The sequence below is a fragment of the Pseudomonadales bacterium genome, from assembly GCA_024234215.1.
GTDB lineage: Bacteria > Pseudomonadota > Gammaproteobacteria > Pseudomonadales > UBA5862 > JACKOQ01.
This window is the reverse complement of record JACKOQ010000003.1, coordinates 241,435-258,751: the sequence shown is the minus strand read 5'-3', so window position 1 is coordinate 258,751 and position 17,317 is coordinate 241,435. Positions and strand designations below refer to the sequence as shown.

The 17,317-nt window shown below is 64.8% G+C and carries 18 protein-coding genes and 1 pseudogene; 5 read left to right on the top strand and 14 right to left on the bottom strand.

From position 1 onward, the window contains the following. Window positions 1-32 precede the first annotated feature (32 nt). Both btuB and H7A13_07940 read left to right on the top strand, forming a co-directional pair. The gene (btuB, locus tag H7A13_07945; GenBank protein MCP5333274.1) at window positions 33-1,844 is read left to right on the top strand and encodes a TonB-dependent vitamin B12 receptor; all 1,812 of its coding nucleotides are present in this window, start codon (window positions 33-35) and stop codon (window positions 1,842-1,844) included. Window positions 1,845-1,876: 32 nt separating this feature from the next. Next, complete coding sequence (locus tag H7A13_07940; GenBank protein MCP5333273.1) at window positions 1,877-2,458, top strand: hypothetical protein; 582 nt, start codon at window positions 1,877-1,879, stop codon at window positions 2,456-2,458. A 46-nt stretch (window positions 2,459-2,504) separates the two neighbouring features. Here H7A13_07940 and H7A13_07935 read toward each other — a convergent pair whose 3' ends face one another. From H7A13_07935 to H7A13_07920, 4 genes are read right to left on the bottom strand one after another with little or no spacing between them, the layout of a single operon-like run. Beyond that, entirely contained in the window at window positions 2,505-3,203 is a 699-nt protein-coding gene (locus H7A13_07935) for a hypothetical protein (GenBank protein ID MCP5333272.1), read from the bottom strand. Window positions 3,204-3,227: 24 nt separating this feature from the next. Continuing rightward, window positions 3,228-3,893, bottom strand: coding sequence for a hypothetical protein (locus H7A13_07930; GenBank protein ID MCP5333271.1), 666 nt, complete (start codon window positions 3,891-3,893; stop codon window positions 3,228-3,230). A 12-nt stretch (window positions 3,894-3,905) separates the two neighbouring features. Continuing rightward, window positions 3,906-4,565 (bottom strand): hypothetical protein, encoded by a 660-nt coding sequence (locus tag H7A13_07925; protein ID MCP5333270.1) that lies wholly within the window; start codon window positions 4,563-4,565, stop codon window positions 3,906-3,908. A gap of 53 nt (window positions 4,566-4,618) precedes the next feature. After that, the gene (locus H7A13_07920) at window positions 4,619-6,526 is read right to left on the bottom strand and encodes a propionyl-CoA synthetase (protein ID MCP5333269.1); all 1,908 of its coding nucleotides are present in this window, start codon (window positions 6,524-6,526) and stop codon (window positions 4,619-4,621) included. A 226-nt stretch (window positions 6,527-6,752) separates the two neighbouring features. On the opposite strand from H7A13_07920, the gene topA reads away from it, so the two are divergent. The 3 genes and pseudogenes from topA (at window position 6,753) to H7A13_07905 (ending at window position 11,918) form a co-directional block, all read left to right on the top strand. Beyond that, entirely contained in the window at window positions 6,753-9,407 is a 2,655-nt protein-coding gene (topA, locus tag H7A13_07915; protein ID MCP5333268.1) for a type I DNA topoisomerase, read from the top strand. 61 nt (window positions 9,408-9,468) lie between these two features. Then, window positions 9,469-10,038 carry a cob(I)yrinic acid a,c-diamide adenosyltransferase gene (locus H7A13_07910; GenBank protein ID MCP5333267.1) on the top strand — a complete coding sequence of 190 codons (570 nt, stop codon included), beginning with the start codon at window positions 9,469-9,471 and terminating at the stop codon, window positions 10,036-10,038. A gap of 468 nt (window positions 10,039-10,506) precedes the next feature. Beyond that, a pseudogene (locus H7A13_07905) lies at window positions 10,507-11,918 on the top strand (DUF2252 domain-containing protein). 270 nt (window positions 11,919-12,188) lie between these two features. On the opposite strand, the gene H7A13_07900 reads toward H7A13_07905, so the two are convergent. The 10 genes from H7A13_07900 to H7A13_07855 form a co-directional block, all read right to left on the bottom strand. Next, window positions 12,189-12,611, bottom strand: coding sequence for a hypothetical protein (locus H7A13_07900; protein ID MCP5333266.1), 423 nt, complete (start codon window positions 12,609-12,611; stop codon window positions 12,189-12,191). Between the two features lie 505 nt (window positions 12,612-13,116). Further along, window positions 13,117-13,977, bottom strand: coding sequence for an SIR2 family protein (locus tag H7A13_07895; protein MCP5333265.1), 861 nt, complete (start codon window positions 13,975-13,977; stop codon window positions 13,117-13,119). Then, complete coding sequence (locus tag H7A13_07890) at window positions 13,977-14,198, bottom strand: hypothetical protein (GenBank protein ID MCP5333264.1); 222 nt, start codon at window positions 14,196-14,198, stop codon at window positions 13,977-13,979. Before H7A13_07890 ends, H7A13_07895 begins: the two co-directional genes overlap by 1 nt. A 57-nt stretch (window positions 14,199-14,255) precedes the next feature. Beyond that, window positions 14,256-14,561 carry a 2Fe-2S iron-sulfur cluster binding domain-containing protein gene (locus H7A13_07885; protein MCP5333263.1) on the bottom strand — a complete coding sequence of 102 codons (306 nt, stop codon included), beginning with the start codon at window positions 14,559-14,561 and terminating at the stop codon, window positions 14,256-14,258. 25 nt (window positions 14,562-14,586) lie between these two features. Then, complete coding sequence (locus tag H7A13_07880) at window positions 14,587-15,738, bottom strand: DegT/DnrJ/EryC1/StrS family aminotransferase (protein ID MCP5333262.1); 1,152 nt, start codon at window positions 15,736-15,738, stop codon at window positions 14,587-14,589. After that, complete coding sequence (locus H7A13_07875; GenBank protein MCP5333261.1) at window positions 15,735-16,019, bottom strand: hypothetical protein; 285 nt, start codon at window positions 16,017-16,019, stop codon at window positions 15,735-15,737. The genes H7A13_07880 and H7A13_07875 overlap by 4 nt, the downstream gene beginning before the upstream one ends. Continuing rightward, on the bottom strand, window positions 16,012-16,224 hold the full coding sequence (nifT, locus tag H7A13_07870) for a putative nitrogen fixation protein NifT (protein ID MCP5333260.1): 213 nt from the start codon (window positions 16,222-16,224) through the stop codon (window positions 16,012-16,014). Before nifT ends, H7A13_07875 begins: the two co-directional genes overlap by 8 nt. Before the next feature lie 76 nt (window positions 16,225-16,300). Then, entirely contained in the window at window positions 16,301-16,576 is a 276-nt protein-coding gene (locus H7A13_07865) for a DUF3024 domain-containing protein (GenBank protein ID MCP5333259.1), read from the bottom strand. Window positions 16,577-16,755: 179 nt separating this feature from the next. Continuing rightward, entirely contained in the window at window positions 16,756-16,998 is a 243-nt protein-coding gene (locus H7A13_07860) for a nitrogen fixation protein NifZ (GenBank protein ID MCP5333258.1), read from the bottom strand. After that, window positions 16,995-17,315: a nitrogen fixation protein NifZ gene (locus H7A13_07855; protein MCP5333257.1), complete on the bottom strand. Its 321-nt coding sequence runs from the start codon at window positions 17,313-17,315 to the stop codon at window positions 16,995-16,997. The genes H7A13_07860 and H7A13_07855 overlap by 4 nt, the downstream gene beginning before the upstream one ends. Window positions 17,316-17,317: the final 2 nt, after the last annotated feature.

Sequence of the window (17,317 nt, the reverse complement as noted above, 5' to 3'; positions counted from 1 at the left end):
AAGCGCGCGGGTGTGCGCGAAGGGAACCTCCAATGAATGCATTCAGACTCAAAACCCTGTTGACACTGTCGACGCTGGTGGCCGTTGAAGCTGCCGCCGCGCCGCCGCCGATGTCGCTGGTGATCACACCAACACGAACCGCCCGCACCGTCGATGCCTCTCTGGCCGCAGTGACCGTCATCGATCGCGCGCAGATCGAGCGCCAGCAGCCGCGGTCGCTGCAGGAGCTGCTGACCGGTATGCCGGGCGTCTCGCTCTCCAACAGTGGCGGCGTTGGCCAGCTCACCACGCTGTCGCTGCGTGGCACCGAACCGGACCATCTGCTGGTGCTGGTCGATGGCGTGAAGGTCGGCTCGGCGACCACCGGCATGACGGCCTTCCAGGATCTGCCGGTGGAGCAGATCGAACGCATCGAGATCGTCCGGGGTCCGCGTTCCAGCCTCTACGGTTCCGAGGCGATCGGTGGCGTGGTGCAGATCTTCACCCGCAAGGGCCGCGGGCCGATCAAACCCACAGTGGCACTGGGTGCCGGTTCGCAGGGCGGTTATCAGGCATCCGCCGGCGTTTCTGGCGGCAGTGATGCGAGCTGGTTCAGCCTCAACGCCAACGGTTTCGGCAACAGTGGCGACAACGCCTGCTACAGCAGCCAGGGCTGCTTTACGGTGGAACCGGACAAGGATGGCTACCACAACGAATCGGCCGCGTTGCGGGCCGGGCACCGCTTTGCCAATGGCGCCGAACTGGATGGCCACTGGCTGCAGGCAGTCGGCGAAAACGAATATGATGGTTTCTACAACCGTTCCGAAGTCGTCGAGCAGGTGGTGGGCGGCTCGCTGCGTTTTGCGCCGCTGGAGCCCTGGCTGGTCACGCTGCGCGCCGGGCGCAGCCGCGATGAGTCGGACAATTACAGTGGGCAGACCTTTCAGACCCGCTTCGACACGCTGCGCGACAGCGGGTCATGGCAGAACGATCTGACGCTGCATCCCGGGCAACTGCTGACGCTGGGCGTCGACTGGCAGCAGGACCGGATCGACAGCACCACCCTCTATGACCAGACTTCACGCCGCAACGAGGGCCTGTTCGGCCAGTATCAGGGGCGGTGGGGTGCCCATGACCTGCAACTGAGTCTGCGCCGCGACGACAACGAACAGTATGGCCACCATGACACCGCCACCGCGGCCTGGGGCTATGGCTTTGCCAACGGCGTGCGGCTGTTCGCCAGCCATGGCACGGCGTTCAAGGCGGCCAACTTCAATGACCTCTACTATCCCGGTTACAGCAATCCTGATCTGAAGCCGGAGGAGTCTGCCAGCAGTGAGATTGGTCTTGGTAGCCAGCCGAGCTGGGGCAGGTGGTCGCTCAACCTGTTCGACACCCAGATCGACGAGCTGATCCTGTTCGATTTCAACCAGAGCAGACCGGTCAACATCGAGGAGGCCCGCATTCGCGGCGTCGAAGCGACCCTGGGCGGTGAACTGGCCGACTGGGAACTGAACAGCACGCTGACATTGCAACAGCCGGAAAATCGCACTTCCGGTGCCAACGAGGGCAACATCCTGCCACGGCGGGCGCGGCAGATGGTTCGGCTCGATGCCGACCGTGCACTGGGTGCCTACCGGTTCGGCGTCACACTCAATGGCGCGGGGCGGCGCTACGACAACGCCAGCAACAGCCGGGAGCTGGGCGGCTACGGCACCGTCGATCTGCGTGCCGAGTGGCTGTTTGCCAAGGCGTGGCGGCTGCAGGGGCGAATTGCCAACCTGCTGGCCCACGACTACGAGACCGCGAAGTTCTATAATCAGCCCGGTCAGACTTGGTTTCTGACCCTGCGCTATCAACCCTGAACCGGCCTGCCGTGGGCCGTTGGAGAGTTCCGATGACAGACAACACACTCCGTTACTCAGCAGCGACCCAATGGCTGATCGGGCTGACACTGGCACTGCTGATGGCGGCCACCCGCAGCCAGCACTTTGCCAGCCTCGAGACGCTGCCGAGCGCCTCCTGGGCGGTCTTCTTTCTGGCCGGTCTCTACCTGACGCCGCGCTGGGCAGTGGTCGGGCTGCTGGCCGAGGCAGCGCTGCTCGACTATGTGGCCATCACCTGGGGTGGGGTCAGCAGCTTTTGTGTCACACCGGCCTACCTCTTTCTGCTGCCGGCCTATGGCACGCTCTGGCTGGCCGGGCGCTGGTATGGACAGCGTCATCTGCACGCCATAAAGCCACTGCCCTTGCTGGGCAGCCTGACGTTGGCGGGGGTGGTCTGTGAGCTCTGGTCGGGTGGCAGCTTCTACTTTCTGGGGGGACGGTTTGGTGAAACCTCGCTGGCAGTGTTCGGGCAGCGGCTGCTGACCTATCTGCCGTCAGAGCTGTTCGACCTGTTCTTCTATGTCGCCATTGCCGTGCTGCTGCAGTGGCTCGTTGCCCGCGCGGCTGGTCGCCTGCGGCCGGTATCGGCCTGACGCCGTTGCGGACGCGGTGCCCTGCCGCGTCCGGAATCACCTTGCCTCAGCCCGCCTCGATCCAGATCGCTTCGGCGCGGCCGCAGAGCTGGTTGGCGGCGTTGAAGATGGCGCTGCCGGCCAGCAGCTTGCGCCCGGAGCTGCCGATCTGCCAGCCGATCACCACACACTCCTCGCCGGGTCTGATCTCCCCTTCGATCGATCCGCTGAGGGTGCCGAGAAAACCGGGCTTGCGGTCGATCATGAAGGCGTAGGCACCCGGGCAGTCGAGCGCCGACCACAGAAAGATCGGATCGATCAGGCCGCTGGCATCGGCCAGTGATGCATCGGGCGTCCAAGCGGCGGCCACCATCATCGTGTCGTCCACCCGTCCCGGATGAATCCGCAGGCCATCGTTTTCGCCACGCTGCGCACTGCAGACGAAGCAGATCGGATGCACCGGGCGTTGCAGTGCCACCGAATCGGCCATCAGCCGCCGGGCGGTGGCGAAGTCAGGGGGGGCGGGAACACTCAGCGTCAACTGGGTCGGTTCACCCTCGACCAGCGTCTCGCCCTGATCCTGCAACAGTGCGCCGCCACTGGGGGTGCGCACGATCGGCAGCGGGCGGTCGAGGGGGGTCGGTCTGGCCAGTTTGATCCGTGCCGGACCCTCGATGAATGCCGCCACCGCACCGGCGACATAGCCGCCATTGCCCATGCCGGGTGGGCCGACGAAACGTTGATGAATGGTCACATGTGGCGGCATCGAAGGAACCTCGCGGTTGGGTTGTCAGGGGTTGTGCAGGGCGCACCGCAGCCGGCCGATGAAGCCGTAGAAGGCATTGCCGATGGTCGAGGCGGGCGGCAGCGGCAGGCGGATCACTGTATCGGGTGGCGGGCAGTCGGCACAGATCAGCCAGCTCGGTGGCCGTCGGGTGTCCGGGACCGCCGCGCTGTCGGCAGGGTCGGTGATCACACCGAGCTGGCGAATGGCCAGCTCATCGAGCCCGCCCTGGCGGTTGATACGGTGGCTGAGCCCCACGCCACACTGCCGGCAGTGGCCATGCAGCGTGCCGTCGCACCCAAGAAGCGCCGGCATCGCCAGCGCGTCGATGGCGCTTGCCGCGTGGTAGCGGGTGCTGGCGGTTTCGATGATGAACGGACTTTCGATCGAGGTGAACGGCGGGCAGTTCCAGCCGTCAGTGCTGGCATGGATGGCCGCGATCTGCTGCAACCAGGCGCGAGTCGCCGGATCGAGGGCGTCGAGCTGCGCCGCCAGCCGCTCCTCGCGGCAGGCCTCGTGCAGCGCCAGATAGGCGCGCTGCCGCGCCGGCTCGGCTGCTTCGATCTGCTGCTGCAGTGGATGGCGCGCGCGGTGCAGCGCAATGGCATCGAGCACCTCGCTGCGCAGCCGGGCGCGCGTTTCGCGGTCGGGAAACTCGATGGCCGGACTCATCGGTTCGGCCGATCAGGAATGCTCGAACGGCACTGGTCTGGCTCTGTGACGGCGGGCCGACACCGCCAGCGTCAGCAGGGCTGCGGCACCAAACAGGGGGGCAGCCCCCGGCAGCGGCACCGGTGCCACTTCACCCAGGACCCGCAACTGGCCGGTGACCGCCCAGTTGAACGCCCCGGAGCTGGCGGACGGATCGATGTCGATCTGGCTGATCGAGAGTTGCAGTGCCGAAATCAGGCTGTTGGCGGGCAGCCCGCTGAAGGGAGCGCCCTGGGCGGTGCGCAGCAGCGAGGATTCCGGACCCACGATGCCGATGCCTCCGCCCTGGTTGCCGATGACATCGACCCGGATGTCATCGATTGCCGGGCTCAGCAGATAGCCGAGAAAGTTCGAATAGTTGGCATCGTCGGCATTGTCGGTCAGCGTGTGGACAGTGCCGGCGGCACTGCCGTCGAAGCTCAGGGCGTCGAAGATCAGGCTGTCGACATCGGTCAGGCCGCCGGGTTGCACCGAATAGGAGAAGCGGATCGACAGCGCATTGGCTGCCGTGGCAGGGGAGGGCAGCTCATGGCTAAAAGAGAAATCCATCACCGCCAAGGTGGTGGCGGCATGGCCGAGCGGTGCGAGCAGCAGGGCCGTCAGGGTAGTGCCGGCCAGGGTCAATTTTTTCATTGCATTCAACTCCCGTGGTGAAATCAGTCAGCGAGAATGGGGTCTGCAAACCTTCATGGATGGACGGTGCTGTCGCTGCTCTGCTGCCCATTGCCCAGCAGTTCACCGATCTCATCCAGCACCTTCGGGTCGTCGATGGTGGCTGGCATCGGGTAGGGCTCGTGGTCGGCGATCTGCCGCAGCACGTTGCGCAATATCTTGCCGGAGCGGGTCTTGGGCAGCCGCTTCACCACCAGCGCGCGGCGAAAGCAGGCGATCGGACCGATCTGCTGGCGCACCGTTGCGACCAGTGCCTGCTCCAGTGCCTCGGGCTCGATCTCGGCGCCATCCTTCATCACCACCAGCGCCAGTGGCAACTGGCCCTTCAGCTCATCCTTGGTCGCCACCACGGCGCACTCGGCCACGGCCGGATGGGCGGCGATCACCTCCTCCATCTCGCCGGTCGAGAGCCGGTGGCCGGCGACATTGATCACATCGTCGGTGCGACCCATGATGAACAGGTGGCCCTCTTCGTCGAAATAACCACCATCGCCGCTGAGATAGTAACCGGGGTAGGGGGCCAGATAGGCGGCGACGAAGCGTGGATGGTCGCCCCACAGCGTAGGCAGACAGCCGGGTGGCAGCGGCTGCCGGATGACGACACTGCCCTGCTGGCCCGCGGGCAGTGGCGTCCCGGCGGCATCGAGGATGCGCACATCGAAGCCTGGCATCGGCAGGGTGGCCGAGCCTGGTTTGCTCGGCTGCATCTCGATGCCGGTCGGATTGCCGGCAATCGCCCAGCCGGTCTCGGTCTGCCACCAGTGGTCGATCACCGGCACCGGCAGCAGCCTGCGCAGCCAGTGGTAGGTGGGTGGATCGAGCCGCTCGCCGGCCAGAAACAGCTGCTTGAGGCAGCCGATGTCGTGCCGGGCCAGCAGATGGCCTTCGGGATCCTCCTTCTTGATCGCGCGCATTGCGGTGGGTGCGGTGAAGAAGGCCCGCACCTGATGCTCGGCGATCACCCGCCAGAAGGCGCCGGCGTCGGGCGTGCGCACCGGCTTGCCTTCGTAGAGCAGGGTGGTGCAACCGGCAAACAGCGGCCCGTAGACGATGTAGGAGTGGCCCACCACCCAGCCGACATCCGAGGCGGCCCAGAAGGTGTCGCCGATGCCGCAGTCGTAGATCGCCCGCATGCTGTATTTGAGGGCCACGGCATGGCCGCCGTTGTCGCGCACCACCCCTTTGGGGCGACCGGTGGTGCCGGAGGTGTAGAGAATGTAGAGCGGATCGGTGGCACGAACCGGCACCGGCTCGGCGGCTTCGGCCGTGCTTTCGAGGCTGTGCCAGTCGTGGTCGCGGCCCGGCAGCAGCGTGGCCGGGTGCTGGGGCCGCTGCAGAATGACACAGTGCTGCGGGCGGTGCTGGCTCAGGCGCAGCGCCTCGTCGAGCAGCGGTTTGTAGGGAATGACCCGGTCGACCTCGATGCCGCAGGAGGCGCTGAGCAGCACCCTGGGCTTGGCATCGTCGATGCGCAATGCCAGCTCGCGTGGCGCAAAACCGCCGAACACCACCGAATGGATGGCGCCGAGCCGGGCGCTGGCCAGCATGGCGATCACCGCTTCGGGCACCATCGGCATGTAGATCACCACCCGGTCGCCCTGAGCGACGCCCAGATCCTGCAGAAATCCGGCGACCTTCGCGACGCGGTCGCGCAGTTGATGGAAGCTGTAACGCGCCTGGCTACCGGTGACCGGCGAGTCGTAGATCAGCGCCGTCTGCTCGCCGCGGCCCTGCTCGATGTGAAAGTCGACCGCCAGGTAACAGCTGTTGAGCTCGCCATCGACAAACCAGCGGTCGATGCCATGCTCATCCTGGCCCAGCAGTGTGGTGGGGGCGCGGTACCAGCTGATCTCATGGGCACGGTCACCCCAGAACTGCTCGGGATGGGTGATCGACTGTCGGTGAAGGTCGCGGTAGCTCATCGAAGGGAACCTGCCTTGGCGTGAAGCGCGGTGCTGAGTGTGGTCTGCGGATTTGCCGGCTAACTTAAAGGGCAGGCACCGCCTTGGCAACCGCCGCAGCGGTGAAGATGCCTTGACAGCCGGTGGTTCGATACTTTCTATAATAAAAAGCGCGCTGGCCTGTGACTGCACCCGGGCCAGCGGACCCTATTCATCCTTTTTCAATCGAACACAAGGTTACAACGGTATGGGCAGATCCCTGGTGATCGTCGAATCACCGGCCAAGGCCAAGACGATCAACAAATATCTGGGACGGGAGTTCATCGTCAAATCGAGCGTTGGCCACATCCGTGACCTGCCGGTCAGTGGTGGCGAGGCGAGCAAGGAGCGCGGCGCGAAGCGTGGCAAGACCAAGGCAGCGGCCGACGACAAAACGCCCGTGGTCAGCCCGCTGGTGCGCCGCATGGGGGTCGATCCGGAGCAGGGCTGGCAGGCGCGCTACGAGATTCTGCCGGGCAAGGAGAAGGTGGTCGATGAGCTGCGCCACCTGGCCGCCGAGGCCGACACCATCTACCTCGCCACCGACCTCGACCGCGAGGGTGAGGCGATCGCCTGGCACCTGATGCAGGCGATCGGCGGCGATCCGGCCCGCTATCGGCGGGTGGTGTTCAACGAGATCACCCAGCGCGCCATCCGCGACGCCTTCGACAGCCCCGGCACGCTCGACCTCAACCGGGTCAATGCCCAGCAGGCGCGCCGTTTTCTCGACCGGGTGGTGGGCTACATGCTCTCGCCGCTGCTGTGGAGCAAGATCACCCGTGGCCTGTCGGCCGGGCGGGTGCAGTCGGTGGCCGTCAAGCTGGTGGTCGAGCGCGAACGGGAGATTCGCGCCTTTCTGCCCGAGGAGTACTGGACGCTCGATGCCGAACTGCTCGGCAAGGGCCACACGCCGGTCTGGTTCCAGGTCGCCAAAGAGGGCGATAAAAAATTTCAGCCGGGTGATGAAGCCACCACCCGCAAGGCGATGGCTGCCCTGCAAGGCGCCGAGTTCATCCTGCGCCAGCGCGAAGACAAGCCGACCCAGTCCCGACCCGGTGCGCCCTTCATCACCTCCACGCTGCAACAGGCGGCCAGCACCCGTCTCGGCTTCGGCGTGAAGAAGACCATGACCCTGGCGCAGCGGCTCTACGAGGCCGGCTACATCACCTACATGCGCACCGACTCGACCAACCTCAGCGCCGAGGCGGTGGCGAGCTGTCGCGAACTGATCAAAAGCGAATTCGGCGCCACCTACCTGCCGCCGCAGCCACAGGGCTATGCCAGCCGCAGCGGCGCGCAGGAGGCGCACGAGGCGATCCGTCCGACTGACGTGCGGGCGAAACCCGGCAAGATCGCCGGACTGGAGCCGGATCAGCAGCGGCTTTACGAACTGATCTGGCGGCAGTTCGTCGCCTGCCAGATGGCGCCGGCGCGCTTCACCTCCACCACGCTGGTGGTCGAGGCAGGCGACCACGAACTGCGCGCGCGCGGCCGGGTCATGCTGTTCGATGGCTTTCTCAAGGTGCTGCCGGCACTGGCCAAGGGCGAGGATGACCGTGAACTGCCCGACCTGAAGGAGGGCGCCAGACTCGACCTGCAACAGCTCAAACCGGCGCAGCACTTCACCAAGCCGCCGGCCCGCTACAGCGAAGCGACCCTGGTGCGGGAGCTGGAGAAGCGCGGCATCGGCCGCCCCTCGACCTATGCCGCCATCATCTCGACCATCCAGGAGCGTGGCTACGTGCGGCTCGACCAGCGCCGCTTCCATGCCGAAAAGATGGGCGAACTGGTGACCGACCGGCTGGCCGAATGCTTCACCCAGTTGATGGACTACGGCTTCACCGCGCAGCTCGAACAGCAGCTCGACGAAGTGGCCGCCGGTCAGGTGGAGTGGAAGGCCGTGCTCGACACCTTCTACGACGACTTCAGCAGCAAGCTGCGGCTGGCCGAGCGGCCGCAAGGGGGGATGCGCGGCAACCAGCCGACCGCCACCGACATCCCCTGTCCGCGTTGCGCACGGCCGATGCTGATCCGCTCCGGCAAGACCGGCATCTTTCTCGGTTGCTCAGGCTTTGCGCTGCCGGCGGCCGAACAGTGCAAGGAGACCCTCAACTTGCTGCCGGGCGAAGAGGCGATTCTGGCCGATGCAGACGACGAAGCCGAATCGCGCCAGTTGCGCGCCCGCCACCGCTGCCCGCTCTGCGGCACCGCGATGGAGAGCTACCTGGTCGACGCCAGCCAGAAACTGCACGTCTGCGGCAACAACCCCGACTGCGCCGGCTACGAGATCGAACGGGGCAGCTACAAGCTCAAGGGCTATGACGGCCCCTCGATCGCCTGCGACAAATGCGGCGAATCGATGCAACTGAAGAGCGGCCGCTTCGGCAAATTCTTCGCCTGCACCGCGGCGGATTGCAGCAACACCCGCAAGCTGCTGAAGAGTGGTCAGGCGGCTCCGCCCAAGAGCGCCCCGATTCCGATGCCCGAACTGCGCTGCGCCAAGGTCAACGACCATTACGTGCTGCGCGACGGTGCCGCCGGCCTGTTTCTGGCCGCCAGCCAGTTTCCCAAACACCGCGAGACCCGGGCACCGCGGGTCAGGGAACTGCTGCCCCATGCCGATCAGCTCGACCCCAAATATGCCCACCTGCTCAGCGCGCCGCTGACCGACGACCAGGGCAACGACACCTTCATCCGCTTCAGCCGCAAGGAGGGCGCCCTCTACCTCAGCAGCGAGGCCGACGACAAGGCCACCGGCTGGCAGGCGCGTTATCAGAATGGCAAGTGGGTTGCGTCCAGCGGCCAGAAACGCGACAGCGCCAAACCTGCCACCGCCACCCGCAAAAAACGCAAGGTGGCCTGATGCGTGGTTCCGAAAGTGGCGAGCGGATGATCCCCCTCAACCCCCAGCAGCGAGACAGTGCATGAGCTACCGCCTGACCACCATCACCACCAAGGGCGGCGATGGTGGCGAGACCAGTCTGGCCGACGGCCAGCGTCTGCCCAAGGACGATGCCCGCATCGAAGCCATCGGCACCGTCGATGAACTCAACGCCTGCATCGGCCTGCTGCGCACCGAGATCGAACCCGGCGACATCATCAACCGGCTGCTCGAAGAGGTGCAGCAGCAACTGTTCGACCTGGGCGGCGAACTGGCCCTGCCGGGCAGCCAGCGTCTAAAGGGCGAATATGTCGCCATGCTCGAAGAGGCCCAGAGCGTGCTGAACGACGCCCTGCCGCCGCTGCGCAACTTCGTGCTGCCCGGTGGCAACCGCAGCGCCGCGACCGCCCATCTGGCCCGCACCGTCTGCCGCCGCGCCGAACGGCGGCTGATCCATCTCGACCGTCAATCGCCCCTCAACCCTGCCAGCCGCATCTACCTCAACCGGCTCTCCGACCTGCTGTTCGTCATCGCCCGCACCCTGCTGCGTCAGCAGAGCGAACACGAAGCCCAGTGGGGCGTCGACCGCGAAAGCGATTTCCCAAGGCGCTGAAGCGCGGCAGAATCCGCCGACTTCGGTCATCGCACATTCTGTTTTCGGGTGCGATGTCGTAAAGTCTGGCCAACCGCGTCCGCGCGCTCGAGCGGGCCATTTCAAAGAGCGGTGCCTCGGGGTGCCGTCTGTGGCAGGGAGGGGGCTTTCGTGAGAGCGAATCTTTTTGAATCAAGCTGTTGTGAAGAGCAAAAAGTGATATGCGCCTTTTTTGAAATAGATATACGCCTTCACAAGTGTATATTGCACGTTAGAATTTGACTCAGCATTTCTCCAAAAAGAAGAGAAGATGAATTCACCACGTGACCTTCTCAAGGGCTTGCTCGAATATATCGAAGAGCAAGCAAAAGAAATTGATCCGAAAGGGCGTTTTCGGTATCCGGAACCCCGATTTTTCAGCGCACGCCCAGTTCAGAAAACTAAAATTCATAAGTATTTCAACAAACTGCTAGACAGACAGGAGTGAAGATGTCCAAGCCCAGTCAGCGCAAAACCGCGGCTCGAAACGAGGCGCCCTATCTGTCCGCTGACGAGCGTCGCGCCAAGGGCAAGGCGCTGCGCGATGTGGTGCCGAGGACCTCGCAGGCGGGATGGAAGCCGCCAAAGAATCGCCGGGATCCGGTCGAGATCATCCAGTGAATCCAGTGCCGGTCGGCTGGAGAACCTCATTCCAATCCGCTACGGCCGCATGTCCGCTTCGCCATTCGCCTTCTACCGAGGCTCGGCGGCGCTGATGGCCGCGGATCTCTCCACGACGCCGACCAGTGGGCTCCGGGTGCAGGCGTGCGGCGACGCGCATTTGATGAACTTCGGCGGTTTCGCGACGCCCGAGCGCAACATCATCTTCGACATCAATGACCTGGACGAAACCCTGCCGGCGCCGTTCGAATGGGATTTGAAACGCCTGACCGCGAGCGTGGTGATCGCCGCGCAGCATCTGCGTCTGCCCGACAGCGATGCGGCGCGCGTTGCCATCGATGTGGCCTGCGAATACCGCGAGCGGATGGCCGATTACGCGTCGATGCGCGCGCTCGACGTCTGGTATGACCGGATCGACGCGGAACGCTTCATCGAGCGGGCAACCGATCCGGATCTGCAGAAGGAGCTTCGCAAACGCGTCACCGAAAACATCGAGGAAGCCCAGCGCAAGACGGAGCCCGATTTCCTGTACCCGAAGCTGGTGTCGCAGGAAGGCACAAGGCCCGCGATCAGGACGAGCCGCCGCTGATCTTTCATCCCACGCCGGAGCAGGCGCCGGGGCTGGCGGGTGGGGCGGTGGAGGCGGTCGCCGTCTACAGCAAGAGTCTGCCGGAGCATGTTCAGACCCTGTTCGGCCGGTATCGCTTTTTCGACTACGCCGTCAAGGTCGTTGGCGTGGGCAGCGTCGGCACCTTGTGTGGCATCTGTCTGTTCATGGCGGCGGACGACGATCCGCTGTTCCTGCAGGTGAAAGAGGCGCGCGCCTCGGTGCTGGAGCCCTATGCCGACAAGAGTCTGCACGCCAATCATGGCGAGCGCGTGGTGGTTGGCCAACGCATCATGCAGTCGGCGAGCGATGTGTTTCTCGGCTGGACGCACCTGCTGACCGGACAGGACGCCTATATCCGGCAGCCCGCGAAGTGAAAGTGTCTGCGGTCATCGAGGACTGGGATACGGAAGCGTTGCGCCACTACGGGCGCATGTGCGCACATGCGCTGGCACGCGCACACGCCTGCTCCGGCGATGCGGCGATGCTCGCCGGCTACATGGGCGCCGGGCAGGCCTTCGATGACGCGATCGGCGAGTTCGCAGTAGAGTATGCCGATCAGAACATGAGCGACTACCGCGCCTTCATCAAGGCGATCCGCGACGGGCGAATTCGTGCTCAACAAGACGAGTAGCGCTGTGATGCCCCGCAGCAGGGGTGATGCCATGACGGACGCCAATCTCCCCGTTTTCTTCCAGCATTGCCGAGCGAAAACCGGGGAAAGACCACGCTTCTTGGCCAGGTTCTCAAGCCAGATGCCGAAAAACAGTGTCTCCGGTTTTCCGCTGGCGCGACATCGGGTTTGCCTCGCTTCAGCGATTTTCAGGGTGGGCAAAGGCCTTCAGGTCGTGCCCACGCGGGTTCAACGATTCGCAACCCGATTCGCGCGATGACGCGCGTTTTCTCAGTGGGCACGCTGCGCTTTGCCCACCCTGCCACTGACACCTTCACAGGCAGTGTCGACCTTAAAAGTGTTCATCAATCCCGGGATGCTCAGTCCGACCCTGTTTTTGCTGTCGGGTCGATGCCAAACAAGCCGCACCGTTCGCCGGCCACCGGAGCAGGCAGGCGCGGCGGAATGATGCTTTACAGCTTCGTTGGCTTGTTGCGGGAGGTCGTGACCATGAGCGCCTTTTCGTCCCTGCTTGATGAGGTTCGAGCATGCACCCGCTGCGCGGCGCACTTGCCGCTGGGGCCTCGGCCGATACTTCAGTTGCATCCGAAGGCCAGAGTTCTGATTGCCGGGCAGGCGCCGGGCAGAAAGGCTCATGCCACGGGCCTGCCGTTCGATGACGCCAGTGGAAACCGCTTGCGCGTTACTGGACATCCTGGCCCACCCGAACCAGTCGAAATATCCAAGGCAGCGCGTTCTTGTCGTTTCGTGCGACAACTACGCCTACTTGGTGTCGTTTCGGGACTGTTTGAATCAAGGTGAACCCGATGCCGAAAATTGATGAATACGAACTCAAAGTGTTGGGCGCCTTCGAGAAAGGCTAACTCAAGTCTGTCGTAACGAAAGCGGAACTTACCAGATTCAAGGCTGCCGCGCGTGCCACCGCAATCAAGGATCGCCGGGTCAATGCTCGCCTGTCCTCTGGCTACCTGAACGATATTCAGGTCATGGCACACCCATTGGCCCCACCGGGTTCCGCTGCCGCATCCCAGTCCGCGAAACACCCTCTGGTTGCGCCGGAACCCCTGGTTCGAGTGTGAAGTTCTCCCCGCGCTTCGCAAGCGCGTGGCAGCGGTGCTCGCAAAATGAGCCGGCCCGACAGGCGGATCACCGGCCAAAATCGCACAGGCGCTGTTCGCAGTGAGGGAGTCTGCGCCATTCAGGTCACGGCGCTCAACCTTGCACTCTCTGCGCTGCTGCCGGTCAACAGCGCGGCAAAGTCGGCCAGGGGCAGGTCGATGCGTTCGATGTCGACCTCGGCGAGAAAGCGCGCCTCGTTGCGGGTGAGTCTGCCTGGCAGCACGGCCCAGTGCTGATGCGAGGAGCGTTTGAGAATCTGCCGGGCGAAGGTGCGGCTCAGTTGATCGTCGAAGCGGCAGCCGAGAAAGAGGAACTGGCGGCCGTCGCGGCGCAGCTTCACTTCATCGGGAATCGGCGTCTGGATGTCGATTTCGGTCAGCACCTCGACGAAGTCTGAGTCGGAGACCAGAAAGTTGGCGGCGGGCGCAATGCTGCCGAGCGGCTGGTAGAGCAGGGTGGGCCAGTCGTGGGCCTGCCCGGCGCTGGCCGGGCTGCCATCGGCCTGAAAGTAGTTGACCCATTCGCCGAACTGTTCGGCCTGGCTGACCCCCTGCACCGCGCCCCAGTTGCGCCCGGTGGCCGCCAATGCCTGCGCCATCAGGTCGTCATACCAGGCACTGACCAGCAGCGGCAGCCGGGGCAGACTGGCCAGCCAGTGGCAGAGCGGCGGCGGGGCGGGCCGTGGGGCGAAGGTGTCGCTCATCAAGCCGCGCAGGGTCTTGCGGTGCTTGAAGTTCTCGATGAACTGCGCGGCGCCAGTCAGGTTGTTGCGGCTTCTGGGCGGCACGCTGACCCGTTCGGTCAGTTTTTTGACCAGCGTGGCCGATGAGGCGGGCGGTACGGCCGCGGCTTCGACCAGGTCAATGAGGCCGGCACCCAGGTAGGGCACCAACTGGCCGGCGGCCGCACAGGTGGTGATTTTCGCCAAGACCGGGTCCATCAGGCCACCTCGACCGGTTTTGTCGACAACCGCTCCAGCAACTCCGGTGGCAGCCGGAACAGCCCCCGTCCGCCTGACAGTGACTGGTAGTGGAATCCGGCCTGGTTGCTCAGCAGGTTGAACCACTGTTGCAGCGTGAGGCCGGCCGGACAGGCGCCGATCTGAATCACCGAGCCATCCGGCGCGAAACGGACATGGATCATCTGGTCGCTGCTGTTCATCGGGGTGATCTCCGGTCTGGGTGGGGATGGGTTGCCTGAGGAGTCAACGAGGTCGCTTCAGAAGCCGGAGGCGAAGCCGAGCAGTTCGACCGTGACATCCTCCTCTCCGAGCAGGGCCTGGCAGGCCAGGCGCGATTTGGAGCCGATACCGATCAGGGTGTCGAGCCGTTCGTTCTCGATGCGGGCAATTTTGGAGAGGCTCTTGCGGCCTTCGTGCACGAACAGGTGGCACGAGCCACATTTGGCGTCGCCCTCGCACTTGTGTTCGATGGCCTCGCCGGCGGCGAGCAGTGCACTCAGCAGACTGGTGCCGGGGCTGGCTTCGAAGCTGTTTCCGGAGGGCCTGACGGTGATGATGGGCATGGTCGATCTCCTGTTGATCGCGGGGTCATAGATAGATGGTGGTGCCGGCGCCCACGTTGATCGAGGCATCCTTGAGGGTGGCGACGATGAACGCCACCTGCTCTTCGTCCAGATGGGCGTGGAATGGCAGCGCCAGGGCGCGGTCGGCCAGTTTTTCGGTGACCGGCAGCCGCGAGACGGCGGTGCCGGCCGGCAGATAGGCGCGCTGGCGGTGCAGTGGCTGGCAGTAGGGATAGGCTTCGATCGCCTCGGTGTGCAGGTCATCGACGATGGCGTCGCGGCTCGAACGGCTGAAGCGGGTGCCGAGGTGGACCAGATAGAGAAACCAGTGCACCTCTTCGACATCGGGTGCCTGATAGGGTGGTTTGATCCCTTCGAAAGAGAGGATCTGCTCACGGTAGAACGCCTCGACCTGCCGCCGACGCTCGAGAATGGCCGGCAGTCGCGACAGTTGCGCCAGACCAAGCGCGGCCGTGAGGTCGCTCATGGCCAGCTGTGCGCAGGGCAGGCCAGCGCTGACCACCGAGTGACGGTCGGCGGGATGGCGACTGCGCAGGGTGCGCAGACGGGCCGCGAGTGCGCTGTCATCGGTCACCACCATGCCGCCTTCGCCGCAGACCAGCGCACCGGGCTGAGAGAAGTCGAACAGCGCGCAGGCTCCGAAACTGCCGACCAGCCGCCCACCGCGGCGTGAGCCGATGGCTTCGCTGGAGTCCTCGATCAGCAGCAGTCGATGCTGTTGCGCCAGCCGGGTGAAGGCGTCCCAATCGGCGGGATGGCCATTGCTGTTGCCGACCAGCAGCGCGCGACTGGCGGGTGTGATGGCGGCAGCGGCCTTCTCGGGCGACATGGTTCCCGACCAGTAGTCGACATCGGCAAAGAGCGGGCGGGCGCCGCTCAGGGCGATGGCATGGGCCAGCGGCTGCCAGCCGAACGCCGAGGCGACCACTTCGTCACCCGGGCCGATTTCGCAGGCTCGCAGCAGCAGCCACAGACCCGCGGTGCCGCTGGCCACCGCGATGGCGTGGCGCCGTCCCAGATAGGTGGCGAAGGCGGCTTCGAAAGCCTCAACAACCGGTCCGGATGAGATGCGCGTCGATTTGAGCAGATCGATCACGGCATCGAGTTCGAGCTGCGTCAGATCGGGATCGGAGAGCGGAATCTCGAATGCGCTCATCGTTGGGCACCGGGTCGGCGCATGGCCAGCAGCAGTGCGGTGGCACGGGCGGGATCGCGGGTGATCTGCACGCAGTGGTTGCGGGTGTCGAGCAGATGCAGCGCGCAGTTGGGGTAGTCGCGAAAGGGTGCCTCGTCGACATCGGCCGCATCGCAGCTGTGCAGACCGATGCCCGCCAGCGATTGACGCAATGCCGGCAACTGCTGGCGGGTCAGATCGGGCGACGACAGCCAGCCTTCCAGTTCGGCCAGCAGTTCCATGGTCAGCACCGCTTCACGCATCGTCCATGCGCCTGGCATCGACGGTGAGTGGCAGGGTCGTCTCCGCCGCCAGGGCCGGCAGCAGCAGTCGCCAGCCATTGGCGAGCGTGACGGTGCCGCCCCACAGGTCGGGTTTCTCCATGGCCACGATCGGCTCTTCCAGATCCTTTTTGGGCACATAGGCCGACAACTGGCCCGAGGAACTCTTGCGAATCATCACTTTCATCGGTTTTTCCGTGGGTTGCCCGGGTGGAGGTGGGGGTGCGACAGCAGCGCCGCCGTGGAGTGAATCGATCGACCACTCATGGCCAGAACAGCCGCTTCGGATCGGCATTGACCGGTGCCAGCGCGGCGCGCAGGCTGGCGTAGACGCCATGGAGCTGCCACTGACCGCTCTGGTGCTCCTTGCGGAACAGCCGCCAGCAGCGACCGATGACGAACTCCAGACGGGCGATGTCGATCACGCCTCCGTCCGGCTCCAGGTTGCGTGAACAGCAGGGGCTCTCGATGCGGTAGCCGCTGCTCTCTGGTACGACCGTCGGTTGCACATAGCGGTAGCGGCGGCGGTGAACCAGCATCGCGCCGATGCGATGGCGGTCGAACTCGTTGGGGTGATGTACAGCGCTGCCCTGCTGAACCACTGCTTCAGCGGGCCGCCCCGGCAGATGCAGCAGCGTGGTTTGCAGTGATGGCGTTGCTGCCGACTCACGCTCTTGGCGCTCCACGACTCACCTCGTCCGGTTGCAGTTCGATGGCTTCACAGCGGTACCAGCTCCTCTTCCAGGCAGCCCAGCACCGCTCTGTGCTCGATGAAATCGACCAGGTAGACCGGAACATTGGCCTGCTGATGCAGGCCGACCCGCACGATCTCGCCGACCGCCCCGGCCTCGATCAGCAGGGCGCCGGCCTCGGCCAGTGGATGGGAGCCGTCGTTGTAGAGGTCGCTCTGGGCGCGGACCTGCTGGCCGCAGTCGTAGCGCGGCGGTCGCCGATCGATCATGGCGTGCTCCCGGATGAGGATGGGGTGGCATCGACCTGTTCCGACCAGGGCAGGGGCTCCAGTTCGCGGCCCTTCATGCCGACGCAGTAGCCATGGTCGATGAAATCGACGCCGTAGATGTAGAAACGCTGCAAAAAGGTGCCGATGCTGGTGACATAGCCGATGTCGCCCTTGCGCACCAGCACATCGCCGATTTCACGTCCAGGAAAGGTCCCGTCGTTGCGCACCATGCGCCTCGATCGCACCCGGTCGCCATAGGCGAAGGCCGGCGGGCCATGCAGTTCGGTCGAATCGCTGTCACGGCTGATGTCGCCCATCA

What these genes read in the sequence shown, in the direction of transcription:
- H7A13_07855 (MCP5333257.1), bottom strand. Translation starts at nt 17,315, where the DNA reads ATGGGCGACATCAGCCGTGACAGCGATTCGACCGAACTGCATGGCCCG.
- btuB (MCP5333274.1), top strand. Translation starts at nt 33, where the DNA reads ATGAATGCATTCAGACTCAAAACCCTGTTGACACTGTCGACGCTGGTG.
- H7A13_07880 (MCP5333262.1), bottom strand. Translation starts at nt 15,738, where the DNA reads ATGAGCGCATTCGAGATTCCGCTCTCCGATCCCGATCTGACGCAGCTC.
- H7A13_07900 (MCP5333266.1), bottom strand. Translation starts at nt 12,611, where the DNA reads ATGTCCAGTAACGCGCAAGCGGTTTCCACTGGCGTCATCGAACGGCAG.
- H7A13_07885 (MCP5333263.1), bottom strand. Translation starts at nt 14,561, where the DNA reads ATGCCCATCATCACCGTCAGGCCCTCCGGAAACAGCTTCGAAGCCAGC.
- H7A13_07910 (MCP5333267.1), top strand. Translation starts at nt 9,469, where the DNA reads ATGAGCTACCGCCTGACCACCATCACCACCAAGGGCGGCGATGGTGGC.
- nifT (MCP5333260.1), bottom strand. Translation starts at nt 16,224, where the DNA reads ATGAAAGTGATGATTCGCAAGAGTTCCTCGGGCCAGTTGTCGGCCTAT.
- H7A13_07875 (MCP5333261.1), bottom strand. Translation starts at nt 16,019, where the DNA reads ATGCGTGAAGCGGTGCTGACCATGGAACTGCTGGCCGAACTGGAAGGC.
- H7A13_07920 (MCP5333269.1), bottom strand. Translation starts at nt 6,526, where the DNA reads ATGAGCTACCGCGACCTTCACCGACAGTCGATCACCCATCCCGAGCAG.
- H7A13_07925 (MCP5333270.1), bottom strand. Translation starts at nt 4,565, where the DNA reads ATGAAAAAATTGACCCTGGCCGGCACTACCCTGACGGCCCTGCTGCTC.
- H7A13_07865 (MCP5333259.1), bottom strand. Translation starts at nt 16,576, where the DNA reads ATGCTGGTTCACCGCCGCCGCTACCGCTATGTGCAACCGACGGTCGTA.
- H7A13_07930 (MCP5333271.1), bottom strand. Translation starts at nt 3,893, where the DNA reads ATGAGTCCGGCCATCGAGTTTCCCGACCGCGAAACGCGCGCCCGGCTG.
- topA (MCP5333268.1), top strand. Translation starts at nt 6,753, where the DNA reads ATGGGCAGATCCCTGGTGATCGTCGAATCACCGGCCAAGGCCAAGACG.
- H7A13_07895 (MCP5333265.1), bottom strand. Translation starts at nt 13,977, where the DNA reads ATGGACCCGGTCTTGGCGAAAATCACCACCTGTGCGGCCGCCGGCCAG.
- H7A13_07860 (MCP5333258.1), bottom strand. Translation starts at nt 16,998, where the DNA reads ATGATCGATCGGCGACCGCCGCGCTACGACTGCGGCCAGCAGGTCCGC.
- H7A13_07935 (MCP5333272.1), bottom strand. Translation starts at nt 3,203, where the DNA reads ATGCCGCCACATGTGACCATTCATCAACGTTTCGTCGGCCCACCCGGC.
- H7A13_07890 (MCP5333264.1), bottom strand. Translation starts at nt 14,198, where the DNA reads ATGAACAGCAGCGACCAGATGATCCATGTCCGTTTCGCGCCGGATGGC.
- H7A13_07940 (MCP5333273.1), top strand. Translation starts at nt 1,877, where the DNA reads ATGACAGACAACACACTCCGTTACTCAGCAGCGACCCAATGGCTGATC.